Origin of the sequence: Acinetobacter sp. AS167 (genome assembly GCF_037152175.1) — a bacterium.
Classification (GTDB): Bacteria; Pseudomonadota; Gammaproteobacteria; order Pseudomonadales; family Moraxellaceae; genus Acinetobacter.
The window spans coordinates 345274-364241 of the sequence record NZ_JBBCMP010000002.1 but is presented as its reverse complement, the minus strand read 5'-3'; the positions used below and the strand labels follow the sequence as shown (position 1 = coordinate 364241).

The window sequence follows — 18968 nt, the reverse complement described above, 5'->3', positions numbered from 1 at the left end:
TGAGAATACTGATCAAACAGTTTTGCAGACTTCAATATTTGAAAATCATAGATCACATATCAATGACCTATGCACAATCCTGAGCTTAAAGTGAGATTTAAGCTCAATCGCTTTTATGATTTTCCGATAACATGGAAATTTTTAACATTTATCATTGGCATAATAGAGATTCAGTAAACGGTTGGCGTTTTCTTCACAGGCGATTTCGTCAGGCTTACTATTGATTGCAGTGATCATGCTGCCTAGGTTTTGCTTACTGATCAACAACTTTTGTTCTAGATCTTCAATGTCTTTGATTTTACTTTCGAGTAATCCAATTAGAATATCCTGATTCCATTTGCCTACATTTGAAGGCAGGTAAGCTTTGATTTTAGTCAATGAAAATTCAACTTGTTGAGTTTGCTAAATTAGAAATAATTGTTTTAGGTCATTGTCGCTATATTTATATTAAGCATTAGATTTACGTTTTGCTTTAGGAAATATTTTGATTTGTTCATAATAACGAACCGTTGGGGTACTCAAATCACTCTGTTTGGATAACTCGCTAAGATTCATTTTACTGATTTCCACTTGACATTAAAGTTAACTTTAGGCTTATAGTAAGCTAAAAGAAAGATCAGAAATAACTTAAAAGCTGAGGCTAATCATGTCGAAACGTATATTACACATTGTGACGAACATCGCTGAATATAATCAGATAAAGCGACCTACAGGATTATGGTTAGGTGAATTAACCCATGCTTATGATGAGTTCGAAAAGTACAATTATATTCAAGATATTGTTAGTCCTTTAGGTGGAAACTCTCCTATTGAGCCAAAATCGTTAGAACGTTTTGTTACCGATGAATCGGTATTAAAACGGAAAAATGATCCAGGATTTATGCGGCTTCTTGAGAATACCAAAAAGCCTTCAGAGATCAATTGGCAAGATTATGATGTGATTTACTATACTGGTGGTCATGGGGTGATGTGGGACTTCTTAGACAATCCTGAGCTACAAGAAATCACTAAAAATATTTATGAAAAAGGCGCTATTGTTTCCAGTGTATGCCATGGCTATTGTGGGCTGCTCAATGTACGACTTTCAAATGGTCAATATCTGATTGATGGTAAGAAGTTGACGGGTTTTGCATGGCTTGAGGAAGTCGTTGCAGGAGTTGCAAAAATTGTTCCTTATAATGCAGAAAATTTGGCCAAAGAACATGGTGCAAATTATGATAAGAGAGTTATTCCCTTCGCACCTTATGTGGTAAGAGATAAAAACTTAATCACAGGACAAAATCCATTTTCTGCACGTCGTACGGCTTTAGCCATCATCGATGCTTTAGAAAATCAAGCAACTTAAACACTTAATAAGTCCAGACAATTGGGCATCCTTAACTTAGATAAAAACCACGTCAGTAATTTTTATTTGCTAATTTAACGGTCAATTTCTAGTTGCTGTCCCTGACAATTCAAAAACAGTTGTTGTTGATGCCAAGCAAGTTGTCCAGAAACAATTGTAGTGCTGACTTCATAAGCAAGTGTTTTATGTATAAATGGTGTCCAATTGCATTTCATATAGTTTTTTTGATCTTTCACTGCAATGTGCTGTTGATTTTCTTTAAGAATCACTAAATCAGCCCAGTAACCTTCTCGAATATAACCACGGTCTTTGATCCTAAATAAGTCTGCCACTTGATGAGCAGTTTTTTGAACCAGTGTTTCAATACTCAGGTTACCTGTTGCAACTAGCTCCATGAGTGCAGGCAACGCATGTTGTACTAAAGGTAGGCCAGAAGGGGCATAAAAATATGATTGATGTTTTTCATCCCAAGTATGTGGTGCGTGGTCAGTACCAATAATATCCAACCGATTACTGTTGGCAAGGGCATTAATCAAAGCATCTTTATCTTGCTGGGTTTTAATGGCGGGATTACATTTAATTAAGTGACCCAAAGTAGCATAATCGGCATCATCAAAACTGAGATGATGGATACACACTTCTGCTGTGATATGTTTTCGATTTAAAGGCAGATTTTTAAACAAACACAGTTCTTTCGCGGTGGTGATATGTAAAACATGCAACTGTGTGGCATATTTCTCGGCCAAAGATACCGCTAATTTTGAGCTTTCAAAGCAAACATGTTTATTTCTAATCTGAGCATGAATTTCAGCTGGAATATTTTCCCCATATTTTTGAAAATAGAAATTTTCTTCGGCTTTAATGGCAGGGGTAAACTCGCAATGGGTCAATAAAACTGTTGGAACATTTGCAAATAAACGTTCCAAAACTTTAGGGTCATCGACGAGCATATCACCCGTAGAAGCACCCATAAAAACTTTAACACCACTGATTGATTTAGGATCAAGTTGTTCAATAATATCTAAATTATGCGCACTGACTCCAAAATGGAAAGCATAATTGGCCCGACTATGTTGTTTTGCAATCTGCTTTTTCTGGGTCAAAGCGTCTAGAGTTAAGGTGGCTGGATTGGTGTTTGGCATATCCATGTAGCTAGTAATTCCACCAATCGTTGCTGCCATTGATTCCGAAGCAATATTGCCTTTATGCGCTGCGCCGGGATCTCTAAAATGAACTTGGTCATCAATCATGCCGGGAATTAGCCACGAACCTTCAGCCTCTATATTTTTCGCAGGATAAGCCCCTGTAATATTAGGATGAATCTTTTCAATCCGTCCATGTCGAATCAGTACATCGGAATAATACTGCTTGCCTTCATTGACAATATTGGCATTACGAATAATAAGATTGGGTGAATTTTTAAAACTCATTGTGCAATGCCTTATAGCCTTGAACCAGTTTGATATTGGTGCTGACAACGCTTTCTGAAAACTCACTGATTGAAATATCAATGGGTGGAAATTGCTTTAAATCAGTTTTAGGGTTGATATAACTCATTGCAGGTACATAAAAATGATCGGGTAAATCACGACCATCAACCACGGCATTGTGACGAATCGCGCTGTGATGACCCACTTTGCAGTTAAATAACACACTGTTAAAGCCAACAAAAACATGATGTCCAATTTCACAGGGACCATGAATAATAGAGCGATGTGCGATTGAAGAATTTTCACCAATGCTCACTGCTGCCCCGGCTTTGGAGTGAATCACGACACCATCTTGAATATTGGAATTTGCACCAATAATGATGGGTTCCATATCACCTGCGTCATTGGTTTCATCTGCTCTGATCACTGCATAAGGACCAATAAAGACATTGGCATGGATAATGACTTTTCCACAAATAATTGCGGTTTGGTCAACATAGGCTGATTGATTTATAACAGGGAGATCACCAGATGGGTTTTTTCTAAGCATGACTAGACCATTTTAAATAAGTTAAACAATGAGGGAGGGAAGATAAGGCATTACCATTGCCAGGCACCCTGAGCAACTGCATCATGGGCATGTAAACTTTCCGCATGAATCACCTTAAAGTTAAAGCCTAGAATACTGGGATGATGGATAAATGTGGTATACAAGCGTCTTAAGGCATCTTCACAAAACATCAGGTTTTGACCATTTGCAATAGCAAAGGCTTGTTCATCAATACGTTTTACCGCCGTTTGTACGGGTGTCATCAAGGCTTGCTCAGCCTGATTAATAAATAAAATCAGTGGAATATACTGAATGTTCTGATCTAATTTGAAATTTAACTGAGCAAAACTTCTTTGGCTGTGAGGCGTTGCTGCAATTGCATCTGTGCTATTTAGCCAACTGAGGATTTCTTGCGGGTCTAACTGAATTTCATGATTTTCCAATGCGGTTGCAAATCTTTGTTGGATGATATTTCTGGCAAGTGCTGCGGAACAAGGACAAGTAGATGAATAGGGAATTTCGATTTTTAATTCAGCATAAAAATCATCTTTTAAAAGCTGACAGGACAACACAAAAGGATAGCTTTTCCAGCCAGACAATTGGCTGACTAAGGCAGGGCGCTCGATATAAAGCTCACTATGAATTTCGATTTTGGCATGTGCTGATAAATCTTTATGGCTGGCTAAGAAATCCAATAAAGCATCTTTAATATCAAGTAGAGCTAGATTTTTGATCGTGCTCAATTTCAAAAGTCGCGTATACAAGCGCGACATATGAATACCTTTGGCAAACACATCATCCAAACTGACATAAGCATTCACTTGGCTTTGACAAAGACTATTTTCTAGATAAAGCGGAAGCGCGATTTTTTCCATACCGACCCAATCGAGCGGGTAGTGATAGCTTCTTGTAAGTGAGGATTCAGCAGAAACATCTGGAAGAACAAGATTCATAGGGGGAATAGCTTAAGTTGAAATAGATATTGTTATGTTATAACATAACAATATTAATCAACACTACTCATCTGAGTTAAATTTACGCTATGAGATCATTGCAAATTGAGATGAACAAAAAATATTTGATCGGATTCATACTCTGCCTTTCTGCATGTAGTCAAAATAACTCAAATACAATGCATGCTATGCGTACAGTTCAGCAAACGTCACCACAAGTGCCATTAAAAGCAGACTTTCCTCAGCAGCAAGGTATTTTAAAACAAGAGAAAAATCTGCCGCCTGCTTATTTAAAATGGCTCAGTGAGCCGACAAATGCTGAAAGCGTTCAGGCTTATCAGCGCTTTTTAAAGCAACAAGGTATTTCTGCTTATGTTCCTATTTTTGAATTTTTACAAACAGCCAGAGATTGGCAACAATGTGATGCATCTGAATTTGAAGTTCCGCCACAAGAGCTGTGGGGCAATATTGTGCCAACATTAAAAATTTTAAATCGTCTTGTGGATGAAAAAATTTTAACCCAGTTTAGCGTGACTTCTGTCTATCGAAATTTCAAGCTTAATCAGTGTGCAAAAGGCGCTGCTTCCTCCAAACATATTTTTAATGCCGCATTAGATTTTCGTATCGGTGATGAAAATCCGGACTTAAACCAACAGCTGATGATTCAAGAGCGCAAAGCAAAATTATGTCAATTTTGGCTGGATTCTGGTGAGGAACTTCACATGGGCTTAGGCGTCTATGCATCAGGACAGATTCATATTGATAGTGCAGGTTTTCGTACTTGGGGTGCAGACCATCGCTATAGCTCATCACCATGTATCAATAACGCTTTAATTGGCAAAAATAAAAAAGTGAGTGAATCGCCATGAAGTCAAATTTCATCCGTGACATCAGACAACTTTTAATACGAGAAATTCAAGCGACACATGTTTATCCGCTATTAAATAATCTTAATCCTGATGTTTTTCAATCCTCAGCTTAGATTTATAGGATCTGGAAAAACGCTGTAATCATCACCGAATGATTAAAACCGAATCATCAAATTGCAGTGTTGAAAATGTATATGCAAGCACAGCTAAAATTTAACTCTAAAGCGATCTGTTTGGAGTTATTCAGTCAGTATTTTCATGTCGATCTAGATATGAAAACACAAAAATATAAAGTGAGAATGCCAATGAATACTCTTTTAGCCACTCCGCAAAAACTTCCCGTCACCGTGCTTTCTGGATTCTTAGGGGCTGGAAAGACCACCTTACTCAATCATATCTTAAACAATCGTGAAGACCGAAAAATTGCAGTGATTGTGAATGATATGTCGGAGGTCAATATTGATGCCGCTTTAGTTCGAGAGGGCGGTGCTGAGCTTTCAAGAACGGATGAAAAGTTAGTTGAAATGAGTAATGGTTGTATTTGTTGTACTTTAAGAGAAGACCTACTGGTTGAAGTACGTCGTTTAGCACAGGATCAGCGCTTTGATCAATTGGTGATTGAATCTACAGGGATCTCTGAACCACTCCCTGTTGCAGAGACGTTTACCTTTGAAGATGAAAATGGGATTTCTCTCAATGAGTTTGCCCGCTTAGATACAATGGTGACTGTGGTCGATGCTTATAACTTTTTAAAAGATTATAGTTCGCTGGATAGCTTACAAGCGCGCGGTGAATCATTAGGTGAACAAGATGAGCGAAATGTTGTTGATCTACTGATTGATCAAATTGAGTTTTGTGACGTGATTGTATTGAATAAAACAGATTTGATTGATCAAGACGAGCTGGAAAAATTATTTGGAATTTTGCAGTCTTTAAACCCAAGAGCAAAAATTGAAGTTTCTGCGTTTGGCAAGGTGAATCTTGATCGGGTGTTAAATACCCAGCTATTTGATTTTAACGAAGCGGCACAAGCTCCGGGTTGGTTAAAGGAATTAAGAGGTGAGCATACGCCTGAAACAGAGCAATATGGAATCAATAATTTTGTTTATCGAGCGCGCAGACCTTTTCACCCACAACGGTTTTTTGATTTTATCAACTCCGAATGGAAAGGCGTAATCCGTTCCAAAGGCTTTTTTTGGTTAGCCTCAAATCCCGAGTTTGCTGGATCTTGGTCTCAAGCAGGGGCGATGGCACGCCATGGTGTTGCTGGATATTGGTGGGCAGCAGTGCCAGACGAACATTGGCCAACGGATCAACAAAGTCGAGATGCAATTCAACAAAGCTGGGATGCTCAAACAGGTGATGCACGACAAGAAATCGTGTTGATTGGGATGCAGATGGATCAATCTGAACTTATTCGTCAATTTGATAATTGTTTATTAAACGATGATGAAATGGCGTTAGGCGCAGAAAAATGGCAAGAGTTTGAAAATCCTTTTAGTGGGTGGACTGATTCTATTATTAGCCATTAATTCATTATGATCCGTTCAATTCAGCTAAAGCATTGCTGAGAATACTTGCAAGCATGAGCGCTTTTAATCATATGCTCATGCTTGGCTTTATATTTTATTAAAATTTCGCTCTTAAGGTGAAAGTCACATTCCGTGGTTCTCCCCAATAAACACCATTATAGAAACCTACATTTAAATAGTATTTTTCATCAAATAAGTTGTTGATATTCACACTTGCAGTCAGCTCATCACTTAACTTATAACTGGCAAAAGCATTGGCCAATACATAGGCCTTTTGTGTGACTACACCACCGTTATAGGCATTTACAGGAGCTCCCCCCCATTTTTGTGAGATTTCACTTTGCCAATTCAATCCACCACCTAATGTTAGCTTTTCTGAACCTGTCCAAAGATTTTCTGGAAGAGTAATACTACTAAATAACTTTACTTGGTTTTGAGGAATATTGCTTAGAGCATTGGCGTTTGCAGAACTTACACTATTGACATAGGTATAGCCGAAACTAAGATTCCAATTTTCCTGTATCTTTCCTATGGCTTCTAACTCAAACCCATTAACTTTCAGTCCTTTGCCCGATGATATATATGCAGTATCCATCTCATCTACTTTTGGAATAGTGCCATTTTTTACACCTTCACGATATTCAACATCTTCTACCGCAAGGTCTTTGACACTTGACCAAAATAAAGCAGCACTGGTCAATAACTTACCATCCAATAGATCTGCTTTAATCCCTAGCTCAGTGGTGCTTCCCATTTCAGGGTCTAGATAATCGCCGAAACGATCTCGTCTAGTGGATGGATTAAATACATTGGTGTAGCTGGTGTAGGCCGTATAAGTATCATTAATATCGTACAAAATCCCTGCATAAGGCACCAATTGATCAAAGTTACGTGGCTTTGTAGGAGAAACTGGGGCATTAGGATCCCACTTGTTAACTTTATAGTCATATGAGCTATAACGTGCGCCCAAAATTAACTTAAGCGGGTCAGCTAGATTTAAACGTAAAGTCGAATATACCCCGTAAAGCTCTGTGGTATTGGTACTTCCAGCTCCGGTTTTCTCATAGGTTGGTTTTGCAATATTACCTGTCCAATTACGATAATCAGGTATAGCTGCTGGATACTCGACATTGCTTTTTACACTCAATGAGGTACTTTCACTTTTAAAACCACTATAGCCAATAATTAAATCATGTTGGCGATTTAACAACTGAAATGGTCCTGTGGCATACAAATCGATATTGAGCTTTTTACTTTCAGCATAAGGGCTAACACTGGTCCATAAACTTAAGCCTTTCCCTGTCTTTGGGTCTGGAAAGCCACTACCACCATAAGCCACCATCCAACTATTATCTGAGGTACTGTGGGCAATCGCTGCTTTAACCAGCCAGTCATTGGCAAAATTATGTTCAAGATCGGCAAAAACGGTTTTATCAGTATTGGCAATTGAACTCCAGTCCGTAGATAAACTAAAGTTTCGCGGAAAATTTGCTTTGCTTCCATCAGCATTGAAATATGGTACTGTTCCCCACGTTGAGCCTTTAGGATCGTTGTCTTGATATTGAAATCCTACTGAGGCTGTTGTTGTTGGGGTTAAATCTGCACTGATGATTCCCATTGCGGCTGTTGACTTGAGCTTATAACGATCCATATAGGATTCTTTATCGGTATACGCTGCCATGAATCGACTTCGGACACTGCCATCTTGAGTCAGTGGAATGGATACATCTGCTTCAACACGGGTATTGTCCCATGAGCCATAAGTTGAGCTGACATTGCCCTTAAACTCTTTTTCAGGACGCTTACGCACCATATTGATGGTTGCAGAAGGGCTGCCTGTTGAACCAGTTAAGCCAGAAGCACCTTTGATCACTTCAACTCGGTCAAAGAAAAAACTATCAAAGCGGGGAGCATTGTCTCCTACAGGCATACCATCAATTTGCCTATTGGTAATTTGAAAACCACGGGAATAGTAGTTAGAACGTTCACTGTCATTTTTAGTGACGGTAACACCTGGTGTTGCGGCAAGAACATCATCCAGAATGGTCAGCCCGCGTTGTTCAATTTGTTCACGGGTGACCACGCTTACAGATTGTGGTGTTTCTTTTAAAGATAATTTTAATTTTGATGAGCTTTTTGAGGACTTTGCTTTAAAACTTCCGCTTCCCTCAGTTTTTTCATCCTGAGCATCTGCTTTAACTGTAATGGTTGGGAGTACAGAAGTATTCGCTTCATCACTTTTTTGCTCTTGTGCAAAAGCACTATGGGAAATAGCGCTGCAAATAAGAATTGATTTTATTGCAATGTTTAATGCCGTTTGTTTACGTAGATTGTCCATAAGAATAGAAATTAGTAAATAAGAATCATTATTATTATCAATTAACATACAAAAAGATACAAATAAAACATAATTTTTAAACTTTTTTATGGATGATATAAATGCAAAATTTAGATGGGGTTTTGAATTGAAGTGTATGATTTTGATTTATAAATTATCAAATATTGGTTGTGTTTGAGTGTAATTTTACACTAATAAATTGTAAAATATGAAACCTATATTTTATTTATCACAGTGATTAATTATGGACTGAGCCTTATCCTGATTCCGAATTGAAAGCTTATATCTTTTTCCATTGTCGATTTTCTTCTGAGAAATTAACTAGAAACGAAACACCTGACTCATCACCAACAAGATATGAGGATGGATTCACCATCAGTACCTTTAGTAAAGTCCCTGTTTTAATGGTAATTGGTTCTAAATTATCTTTATTTAAGGTAACGGGTTGGAGTAATTCAATGATTTCCACTTTTATACTAACCTATTGTTTGAACATAAAATTCTATAAATAATTATTGCACAGCGCAAAGCGCTGTGCTGAGATACAGCGTTAAAAAACGCAACATTGATAGGTCTTTATGTAGCCTAAACATTTTTAAAGTTTCACTGTTGTATAAGGCTAAGTTTTCTCTCAGCGGAAATCTTAGCTTAGACAGTTTTAAATTTTATAAAGTAATCGTTGCACCAAGCGCTTTAACAAATTGGGCTAACCAAGCAGGATGTGCTGGCCATGCTGGCGCTGTTACCAGGTGTCCATCTGTGACTGCTTCAGTGACTGCAATATCTGCATATTGCCCGCCTGCAAGTTTAACTTCTGAGGCACATGCAGGATAAGCGGAACATAAGCGTCCTTTTAATACATCGGCTGCGGCAAGCAGTTGTGCGCCATGGCAAACAGCGGCAATTGGTTTTTTAATCGCATCAAATTCACGAACAATTTCAATTACTCGGTCATTCATACGTAAATATTCAGGTGCACGGCCACCCGGAATCACTAATCCTACGTAGTTGTCGCTGTTGACTTGGTTAAAGTCATAGTTAATTGCAAAGTTGTGACCACGTTTTTCGCTATAGGTTTGCTCACCTTCAAAATCATGAATCGCTGTTGCAATTGTATCGCCAGCTTTTTTATCAGGGCAGACTGCATGAACACTATAGCCTAATCCAGTGAGGAACTGAAAAGGAACCATGGTTTCATAATCTTCTACATAATCACCCACTAACATTAGAATTTGTTTAGACATTTTTACACCTTTTGTTTAAATTTTATGATTTATTTCATGTAAAATAGCATGCTCTAGTTGCAGTTTTAAGTTGAATTTATACGGCTTTAGTCTTAATTTAACAGACTTAACTGTAATAAAAATTGTATTCAGTGATGAATGAGAAAAATATGAAAAAGTATCTATTGGGTTTAGTGATCGCGACTGCTGCTATGAGCAACCATGCTGCAGTAGAAGAAACAGTGTATAGAGGAATGGGCGAGGCATCTGCACAGTTTCCAAGCTTTAAAAAGATGCAAAAGCAGGGGATAATCAATAAAAAACCGGATATTTCAAGAAATGACTATAATGATGTATATAAATTAAAAAAACCGCTTCAATTTATGGGGCAAACAGTTGCACTCCTATCAGACGAATATATGACACAGTATGCTGGTTGTTGTGTCAGTGAGGGCTGGGGAGCTGTTTTAGCTAAAAAGAGTGATATGAAACTCTTGACTCAATTTGCCAAAACTAATCAGTGTTCGTTAAGCAAAGTAGAGTCAGATGCCAGTAATTATTATGGTTTTAAACTGAAAGCATTACCAACGGCAGAATATTATGAGCTTTCTTGTCGTGAACGTGATTTAGAAAACCAGCAGTAAAATAGATAAATTAAGCTATATAGAGCAGTCGCGATTTAAATCTCATATTATATTATAAATTTTCTCCCTCTTTGCTTTGTGTGATGCACTGCTTAGAGGGAGGAAGATGTCTTGTCTGAATTTTTATGAATGAACCTGTATAGGCGGTCTTAATCAATATCTATAGAATTAAAGCACCTGTACCAGCACCAATCACCATTAACCAAACTGGGTGAACGTTCTTAAACAGACTTAGGCAAATGGTGATGGCGACGATTGCAATCAGTAAAATATTTTGAGCAGAGGCTTGGGCAATAATCCAAGCGCTGACTAAAACCAAACCGACTGTAATCGGTTTTAACGCCTTTTCAAATTTCGCCCGCAGTGGATGACTTTTAAAATTATTCCAAAATTTAAGTGCATAAATGGTGATGATTGAAGACGGACCAAACTTCGCAAAAGACGTCACGATCAGTCCCATTGGCCCAGCGACATGCCATCCCACTAAAGGAACAATCATCATGTTGGGACCGGGTGCAGCTTGCGCCATTGCAAACATAGAGCTGAATTGCTCAGCAGTCATCCATTGGTGAATCACAACCACCTGATGTTGCATTTCAGGTAAGATGGCATTCCCGCCACCAAAGGCCAATAAAGACAGTTGAGTAAACACTAAAGTCAGTGCGATGAGAACATACATCTTATTTTACTCCTGAGTCACTTTAGTTTGATTAAATGCTAAAACTGCCATATTCACGGTGACTAAAATCAACAGCGTCAGTGCCAAGGGCAATTTAATCAACAGCATAAAAATAATGGTCAAGATAATGGTGAAATAGGTCAGCTTACTTTTCATGATTGGTTTTAACATCTTAAAACCTGTAGCAAACAGTAGACCCGCAGCAGCGGCAGCTAAACCTTGAATCATGTGCTGTACCATTTGAATATCTTGAAAGCTGCTATATAACTGGTACAAAGAGATGACAATAATGGTCGGGGCCAGCATAAGACCCAATACCGCACTCATCGCACCTTTTACTCCAGCAAAGTCATAACCAATCGCCACTGCCATATTTACAATATTTCCACCAGGTAAGATTTGGCAGACACCCAACAAGTCGGTAAATTTTTCAGATGTTAACCATTTCTGATCTTCTACAATTAAACGATGTGCGAGAGGAAGTACCCCACCAAATCCCATGAGGCCAAGTTTCATAAAACCTAAAAATAATGCTTTGCAATTGGGTATGGTCATGGATTGTTCCATTGGGATTGCTTCAGTATTCATTTAGACCTCTTCAATTTGCTGTGATGTACTTGGCTTGAATGTGATTATCTGCTTGTTGAGTCATAAAGAAAAATGCTATTTTTGCTGTTATCCATACCTAAAAAGTATGCTTTGAACGTGGATTAGCACGAAAAAATGAAAAGATCGATATTGAGGCGAAAAGATGATTGATATTCATAAGCTTAATGCGTTTATCGCTGTGGTTGAGGAAAGTAATATTTCTCGGGCAGCGGTACGTTTGAATATGCAGCAACCGCCTTTAACACGAATTATCAAAAACTTAGAAGATGAATTAGATACGGATTTATTGAAGCGTTTACCGCGTGGCGTAGAGGCAACTGAAGCGGGTAAGGCCTTATACCAAGAAGCACTTACCATACTTGCACACGCTCAGGCTATCCCCAAACGCGTGCAAAATATTTCTAAAGGTTTGGAAGGGCAAATCAATATTGGTTTTACCAACTCAGTTGGCTTACATTCCTTTTTACCTGCTTTACTGCGTAATTTTCGTGAAGTATTTTCAGCGGTGTCTATTCATTTGGAAGAAGATGGCAGTAGCTCCCTGATTGATTCGATCATCAATGAAAAGAATGACATCGTTTTTTTGCGTAAGCCTGCACCGATTGGTTTGGGACTCACCAGTTTGCATGTACTTGATGAGCCCTTAATTGTGGCATTGCCCAATAATCACCCCTTAGCTGAACATCCAGATGCCATCCAGTTACTTGATTTAGAGCCTTATGATTTTGTGCTGTATCGCCGTTTAGCAGGACAAGACTTGTTTGATAATATTTTGGCCAGCTGTTATCAGGCTGGATTTAGTCCAAAGATTGTTCAAGAAGCCCCACGTTTAACGTCGAGTTTAAATCTGATTGCAGCTGGAATTGGTTTGTCGATTGTTCCAGAGGCCATTCGAGATTTTTGGAACAAGCAAATTATTTACAAAGCGCTTAAAGCGGATACGCCGTGTATTGCACCAATTTATGCAGTCTATAAGCAGGCTGCTGAAAATATCCGTTTAAAACATATTTTAAATTTGCTCGCTTAATTTATAGGTTGACTTACTAAAGCTCCAGCTAAATAAGTGGATTTATATATTTTGAATGTTGATGCTGTTCACAGTGATTAAAGATTTAGGCTTAAATTGAGTTTTTTGGAATAATCTATGCTGTGAAATTCTATCTTGAAAACAAAATCAGTGAATCATTGCATTTTTGCTACACATAAAGTCTGAGCTCAAGATTACTATTATTGTTTTAAATTCAAACCTTAGAAATAAAATTGAGGATATCGCTTTGAAATTTGGATTTGTAAAAAGTGTTTTAGCATCTGCAATCATGTTGTCATCTGCACCAGTATGGGCTGAAACAACAGGGCAAATCACTCAAACCACTTCAGCTATTGTGAAAGATCAAAAAAAATCGGGGATTGATCATCAATATTTTGATCAAAATATAAAAGGAAATGATGACTTTTATCAACATGTAAATGGAGGATGGTTGAAAAATACTGAAATTCCTGCAGATAAATCACGGTGGGGAACTTTTGATATTTTGCATGAAGAATCATTAAAACAATTGCATGACATTGTCGATGAGCTTTCAAAACAGCAATTGGTGGAAGGAAGTTCTGAGCAAAAAGTGGCAAGTCTATATGCTAATTTTATGGATGAAAAAAGTATTGAAGCATTGGGGATCCAGCCGATTCAAGCGGAAATTACCAATGTTGATGCATTGAAAAGCAAAAAAGATATTGCGCAATTGGCCGCACATTTTTCACGTATTGGTGTAACCAGCCCTTTTGATGTGGGCATTGACCAAGATATGAAAAATTCAACTGAAATGGTGGCAATGCTTGGACAGAGTGGTTTAGGGTTACCTGATCGTGATTATTATTTAAAAAATGATGCCAAATTTAAGAAAATCCGTTCGCAATATTTAAAGTATATTGAAAAAACTTTAAGCCTAGCTGGAGACAAGCAAGCCGCCCAGCATGCGCAAGGGATTTTAAAATTAGAAACTCAAATCGCCAAGATACAATGGAGTAATGTCCAAAACCGTGATGTAACAAAACTCTATAATATTTATAAAACGCAAGACTTAGCCAAACTTAGTCCAAAAATTGATTGGCAAACTTATCTAGAAAAACAAGAATTGTCCGATAAGATTAAAACCATACAAGTCATTCAACCGAGTTACTTCAAAGGTTTAGGCCCAATTGTTGACAATACCTCATTAGAGGTTTGGAAAGCTTATTTTAAATTTCATTTAGTCAGTGATTTTTCATCACTGCTTAGTCAAGCTTTCGTAGACAATAGCTTTGATTTTTATAGCAAACAGCTCAGAGAAATCAAGGAACAGAAACCACGTTGGAAGCGTGGTGTGCAATTGGTTGAAGGAACTTTAGGTGAAAGTCTGGGCCAGATTTATGTGAAAAAGTATTTTTCTGCTGAGAAAAAACAACGCATGGAAGTCTTGGTGCAAAACTTAATGAAAGCATACTCTCAAAGCATAGACAAACTGGATTGGATGAGTCCAACAACGAAAGTTCAAGCGCAGAAAAAGTTAGCAAGTTTTGCGGTGAAAATTGGTTATCCAAACAAATGGCGTGATTATTCAGCTTTAGAAATCAAAAATAATGACTTGATTGGAAATGTGATCCGTTCACGTGAATTTGAACATCAATATGCCTTAAATAAATTGGGCAAGCCTGTTGATCGTGATGAATGGGGCATGACACCGCAAACCATCAATGCGTATTACAATGCCTCTTTAAATGAAATTGTCTTTCCAGCAGCGATTTTACAACCCCCATTCTTTGATATGGATGCCGATGATGCAGTGAACTATGGGGCGATTGGTGCAATTATCGGACATGAAATCAGTCATGGTTTTGATGATCAAGGCAGTCAATTTGACGAATTGGGCAATATGAAAAATTGGTGGACGGCAGAAGACCATCGAAAATTTAAAGAAAAAACCAATACATTGGTTGCTCAATACAACGCTTATGAGCCAATCAAAGGCTATCATGTCAATGGTGAGTTAACTTTAGGCGAAAATATTGCAGATAACTCTGGATTGGCAATTGCTTACAAAGCTTATCAACTGTCTTTAAATGGCAAGGCTGCGCCAGTATTGGATAATTTAACAGGTGAACAACGCTTTTATATTGGATGGGCACAAGCATGGCGTTCTAAAATTACTGATGCAATGCAAGTTGAATTCTTAAAAAGAGATCCGCATTCACCTGATAAAGTTCGTGGCAATGCTACCTTGCTAAATCAAGCGCCATTTTATGATGCTTTTCATATTCAGCAGGGCGATAAAATGTATTTACCTGCCAATAAACGCGTGACCATTTGGTAATAATCTGACCTAAAAGCCTGCCAAGCTGTATCAACACTTGGCAGCTTTTTAACATTTTTTTCACATGTTGTATAAATAAATCGCAATGAAATAGATGTCTAGATAGAGCTTTTTAAGTTTTAACTTAATTGATTATCTCTAATCATTTTTTTTGTGACTTTTTTATCACTTTATTTCGATAAATAGTTAATAAATTCAATGTAATAAGTTTGTTGTTTTGAGTATTTTAAGATATTTTTATGCATAAATATAATTGAGAAATGTCAGGTGAATTTAAAAATATTCTTATTGTTGAGTGGGGTAGGTTTTGTATTGCAGGGTTGTACAACCATGAATACATCAACATCAGACGCTTTTAAACAATATGCTTCTGCTCAAGAACTCATTGAGAAGTACAATATTAATGAAAACAATAGCGCATCTAAAGAATATGTTTATGATTGGGGATCAAAGCAAAGTGATCAGCAGGTGCAGTCTTTAACACCCAAAAGTTACTTAAACCGTTATTGTAGTGCCAAAGGTGGTCATTTTTCTCAAGTGCAAAAAAGCACAATGAGTTCGGTTAAGGATATTTGGGCAAAAAAATTATTAAATACTTATAGCAGTGTTAAACAGGGGATCGGTGCATACCAATGTACTGAAAGTAATGGTCAGCAATGGTATGTATCTATCGAACCTTTATCTGAGCGTAAACTTGATCAAACTGGAACTCGAGTTGTAAATTTGCAAACCAAAGTTTTATCTTTGGATGAGCTTAACAAATTCTATAACAACAAAAGTAATATGGCGACAGTTACCCAAGAAAAGAAATCTAAAAATAGTCATTCAAAAAGCAGTGATGCAAAAAGCACTGATATAAAAACGAACAATTCAAAAAATATTGCTATCAACAACGTAGCAAAAACTGCCTCTGTTAAAGTCGTGGAAGAAAAAAAGCCAGTCGCCACAATTGCAGATGAAGTAAAAGAAAGACTTCAGCCTGAAAAAATCGTGACTACACCGCAATCACAACAGATGCAATTATATACATCAGCGCGTAAGGATTTAGGGCGGGGGCAAAATCAGATCAATGCCTGTAACAATGCAGAACGCGCCTATAATTATGGACGCTTGCATGGGGCAAGTGGAATCAATGTCTATGCCGAATCAGGTGTAATGGTGGCAAGATGTTTAACCAATGTGCCGGGTTACAGTCAGCGTTTTTCTAATCCGCAAGATCGAGCCAAACGTATTTTACAGAATCTGGCGGCTAATCAAAATCATGCTGTTGCCAAACATATGTTAAAGCAGATTAAGTAATGGAATGGGGTATTTCATCTCAATGGAGTGAAATACCCGAATAAACAAAAAGCTTTATTCATCATTTAATGAGCATTCAAAACTACTCGGATTCTCTTTACAACGAACTTTTTTGAGGAAATTCATCATTTGTGGATCATAAATACCTGATTTAGTCAGTGCAATACGAGATTCACGCATCATTTTGATATAGTTTAGTTGTTCATTGGCTGGGATATTCATCCAATATTTTGCGGGAATTTCTTTTTCATATTTTGCTACGATGTTAAATGTTCTGCCCAATTGACTCGCGACCCAAGTTCGAGATTTTTGTCCAAAGCCTTGAGGGAATTTGTCTTTGCGAATAATAAAATTGGCCGAAATTTGAGTCAGTGGAAATTTTACAATTCCGCCTTTTTCTCCTAGGCCCTTATAGAGCTCAAAAGGTTTAAATGCAACAACAGGTGCAGGAAGAATATCAATTTCATGATTGTTAAATTTAGCGCCTGCACTGGTGACATCAACAGAAACAGCTTGTGCGCCCACTTGTTGAACCAATTTTGGTTGCGCTTCGTCATAACGGAACACCCCAATTTTTTTACCGGCAGCTTTTGCTAAAGTATTGATATTTTTGTCATTTACAAAAAGATATGCTGGGCCAATTGTACCTAATCCTGCAATTTCATAAGGACCATTGACCATTTTCTCCGCTGCTCGAGGTAAAGACAATAATTTATAGGCTGAAATGGCTGTTTTCATATCCGTTAATGCACCGATCGCATCTAAGGAGCCAATATATTTATTAAATTGGCGCCCACGTAAACCACTGATAATGGCACCATCACATTTACCCACTTTTAAGTCTTCTGCGGCGAGCCTTTCGTCAGTAACGGCTCTTAAATCTATATCAGCACCCCAATTTTTTGCTTCAAGTGCATAATCTTTAGCTAGGGCATATGCATCACCTGCTTTACCAACCGGATCAAAAACACATACAACTTGCTTTGCAAAAGCAGGTATTGAAAGTGCGAATAAAGTAGTTATTGTGAGAGTTTGAACCATTTTCATATATATTTCCCTATAAACAGTTATGGCATATCTTATTAAAACGTATGTGCTATTGATGAACTAATGACCATGAGGATTGTTTTTTATGTCAAAAAATCCAACAAATGTAGGTTTTTGAATATAGATTATCGATTGAGATCTGAGATATTGGTCTTTTAGATCTTTAATCAGTTTAAGTTAGATGATGGATTAAGAAAGTATTTTATTTTTGAAATTTGAGATGCTTTCTATTTTTAAATACAACCTAAATATTGAATCGAGTTTAGCACAGCAAACAAGATTATTTTCATTAGTGGTTGTTTACAGAGTCATAACAGGCGAATAGGTAGCGCTTGTGATACAAAGGATTTAATTTCGAATTGGACTTTGTTTATGTCACGCCAAATTTTCTCCTCAATGTATTCTAAATTTTCCCATATGGGTCGTTCTGTATTTATGGCGACGGCATTAATGGGAACAGCACAATTTGCTGTCGCAGGACCAACCGTTGATCAACTTAGCGATTGTTTGGTAAAAGCAACCACAGCAACAGATAAAACTACAGTATTACAGTGGACCTTTGCTGCGTTATCTACACACCCTGATCTAAAAGCATTGAGTAATGTTAGTGATGCACAAAGAACACAACTCGATCAAAAGTTTGCTCAGGTTTTACAACGGGTGATTGTAGAGCAGTGTGCCGCACAGACCAAAGCAGTGATTGCCGCTGAAGGTGTGCAAGCAGTAGGTGACAGTTTCCAAGAGCTAGGTCGTACGACAGGTGAAGATATTATTAAAAACCCTGAAGTGAAAAAACAGTTACAGGGTGTATTGCGTTATATCGACTTAAATAAATTGGTGATGACTTTTTTAACCCCTGATATTTGGAATAAGTTGGGTGTGATTCGTCCATAAATCACTTTACTTTTACAGAGCAAGACTTCTTATCTGTTTAAAGGAGTGGGAGTCTTGATGATTCAATTGAAATAATTATAGAAATTTCAAAGAAGCTCTTCTTATTATTGAAAGGGTTTGGGGAGTGGAATAAATGCATCAAGAAAGCTTATTAAAGCTAAATTGAGTCTTTGTGTGTAAAAACGTGGCATTTGAGGATATTTAAAAGA

Annotated in this window: 16 protein-coding genes and 1 pseudogene; 8 read left to right on the top strand and 9 right to left on the bottom strand. The window is 37.6% G+C overall.

Annotated features, from left to right (window positions below; all coding sequences use genetic code 11):
* Positions 1-141 precede the first annotated feature (141 nt).
* Positions 142-555, bottom strand: a pseudogene (locus WFN33_RS05020) (MerR family transcriptional regulator).
* Positions 556-646: 91 nt separating this feature from the next.
* On the opposite strand from WFN33_RS05020, the gene WFN33_RS05015 reads away from it, so the two are divergent.
* Positions 647-1345 (top strand): type 1 glutamine amidotransferase domain-containing protein, encoded by a 699-nt coding sequence (locus WFN33_RS05015; RefSeq protein ID WP_336951880.1) that lies wholly within the window; start codon positions 647-649, stop codon positions 1343-1345.
* A gap of 74 nt (positions 1346-1419) precedes the next feature.
* On the opposite strand, the gene WFN33_RS05010 is transcribed toward WFN33_RS05015, so the two are convergent.
* From WFN33_RS05010 to folE2, 3 genes are read right to left on the bottom strand one after another with little or no spacing between them, the layout of a single operon-like run.
* The gene (locus tag WFN33_RS05010) at positions 1420-2775 is read right to left on the bottom strand and encodes a dihydroorotase (RefSeq protein ID WP_336951879.1); all 1356 of its coding nucleotides are present in this window, start codon (positions 2773-2775) and stop codon (positions 1420-1422) included.
* Positions 2765-3325, bottom strand: a complete 561-nt coding sequence (locus WFN33_RS05005) for a gamma carbonic anhydrase family protein (protein WP_336951878.1) — start codon at positions 3323-3325, stop codon at positions 2765-2767. The genes WFN33_RS05010 and WFN33_RS05005 overlap by 11 nt, the downstream gene beginning before the upstream one ends.
* Positions 3326-3375: 50 nt before the next feature.
* On the bottom strand, positions 3376-4278 hold the full coding sequence (gene folE2 / locus WFN33_RS05000) for a GTP cyclohydrolase FolE2 (RefSeq protein WP_336951877.1): 903 nt from the start codon (positions 4276-4278) through the stop codon (positions 3376-3378).
* A 110-nt stretch (positions 4279-4388) separates the two neighbouring features.
* On the opposite strand from folE2, the gene WFN33_RS04995 reads away from it, so the two are divergent.
* Entirely contained in the window at positions 4389-5147 is a 759-nt protein-coding gene (locus WFN33_RS04995; protein ID WP_336951876.1) for a D-Ala-D-Ala carboxypeptidase family metallohydrolase, read from the top strand.
* Between the two features lie 305 nt (positions 5148-5452).
* Complete coding sequence (gene zigA, locus WFN33_RS04990; RefSeq protein WP_336952135.1) at positions 5453-6679, top strand: zinc metallochaperone GTPase ZigA; 1227 nt, start codon at positions 5453-5455, stop codon at positions 6677-6679.
* Between the two features lie 97 nt (positions 6680-6776).
* Here zigA and WFN33_RS04985 read toward each other — a convergent pair whose 3' ends face one another.
* Both WFN33_RS04985 and WFN33_RS04980 read right to left on the bottom strand, forming a co-directional pair.
* A complete protein-coding gene (locus tag WFN33_RS04985) occupies positions 6777-9017 on the bottom strand; it encodes a TonB-dependent siderophore receptor (RefSeq protein ID WP_336952133.1) in 2241 nt (746 codons plus the stop codon).
* A 665-nt stretch (positions 9018-9682) separates the two neighbouring features.
* On the bottom strand, positions 9683-10261 hold the full coding sequence (locus tag WFN33_RS04980) for a DJ-1/PfpI family protein (RefSeq protein ID WP_336951875.1): 579 nt from the start codon (positions 10259-10261) through the stop codon (positions 9683-9685).
* A 149-nt stretch (positions 10262-10410) separates the two neighbouring features.
* Here WFN33_RS04980 and WFN33_RS04975 point away from each other — a divergent pair, with 149 nt between their 5' ends.
* On the top strand, positions 10411-10884 hold the full coding sequence (locus WFN33_RS04975; protein WP_336951874.1) for a hypothetical protein: 474 nt from the start codon (positions 10411-10413) through the stop codon (positions 10882-10884).
* A gap of 160 nt (positions 10885-11044) precedes the next feature.
* On the opposite strand, the gene WFN33_RS04970 is transcribed toward WFN33_RS04975, so the two are convergent.
* On the bottom strand, positions 11045-11563 hold the full coding sequence (locus WFN33_RS04970; RefSeq protein ID WP_004823357.1) for a chromate transporter: 519 nt from the start codon (positions 11561-11563) through the stop codon (positions 11045-11047).
* Between the two features lie 6 nt (positions 11564-11569).
* Complete coding sequence (locus tag WFN33_RS04965; protein ID WP_336951873.1) at positions 11570-12151, bottom strand: chromate transporter; 582 nt, start codon at positions 12149-12151, stop codon at positions 11570-11572.
* A gap of 163 nt (positions 12152-12314) precedes the next feature.
* On the opposite strand from WFN33_RS04965, the gene WFN33_RS04960 reads away from it, so the two are divergent.
* The 3 genes from WFN33_RS04960 to WFN33_RS04950 all read left to right on the top strand — a co-directional run bounded on the left by WFN33_RS04960 (position 12315) and on the right by WFN33_RS04950 (position 16818).
* Positions 12315-13199: a LysR family transcriptional regulator gene (locus WFN33_RS04960; protein WP_336951872.1), complete on the top strand. Its 885-nt coding sequence runs from the start codon at positions 12315-12317 to the stop codon at positions 13197-13199.
* Between the two features lie 247 nt (positions 13200-13446).
* On the top strand, positions 13447-15519 hold the full coding sequence (locus WFN33_RS04955) for a M13 family metallopeptidase (RefSeq protein ID WP_336951871.1): 2073 nt from the start codon (positions 13447-13449) through the stop codon (positions 15517-15519).
* 267 nt (positions 15520-15786) lie between these two features.
* Positions 15787-16818, top strand: coding sequence for a hypothetical protein (locus tag WFN33_RS04950; protein ID WP_336951870.1), 1032 nt, complete (start codon positions 15787-15789; stop codon positions 16816-16818).
* 54 nt (positions 16819-16872) lie between these two features.
* Here the strand turns inward: WFN33_RS04950 and WFN33_RS04945 are convergent, their stop codons facing one another.
* Positions 16873-17865: a putative solute-binding protein gene (locus WFN33_RS04945; protein WP_336951869.1), complete on the bottom strand. Its 993-nt coding sequence runs from the start codon at positions 17863-17865 to the stop codon at positions 16873-16875.
* 372 nt (positions 17866-18237) lie between these two features.
* Here WFN33_RS04945 and WFN33_RS04940 point away from each other — a divergent pair, with 372 nt between their 5' ends.
* On the top strand, positions 18238-18759 hold the full coding sequence (locus WFN33_RS04940; protein WP_336951868.1) for a hypothetical protein: 522 nt from the start codon (positions 18238-18240) through the stop codon (positions 18757-18759).
* Positions 18760-18968: the final 209 nt, after the last annotated feature.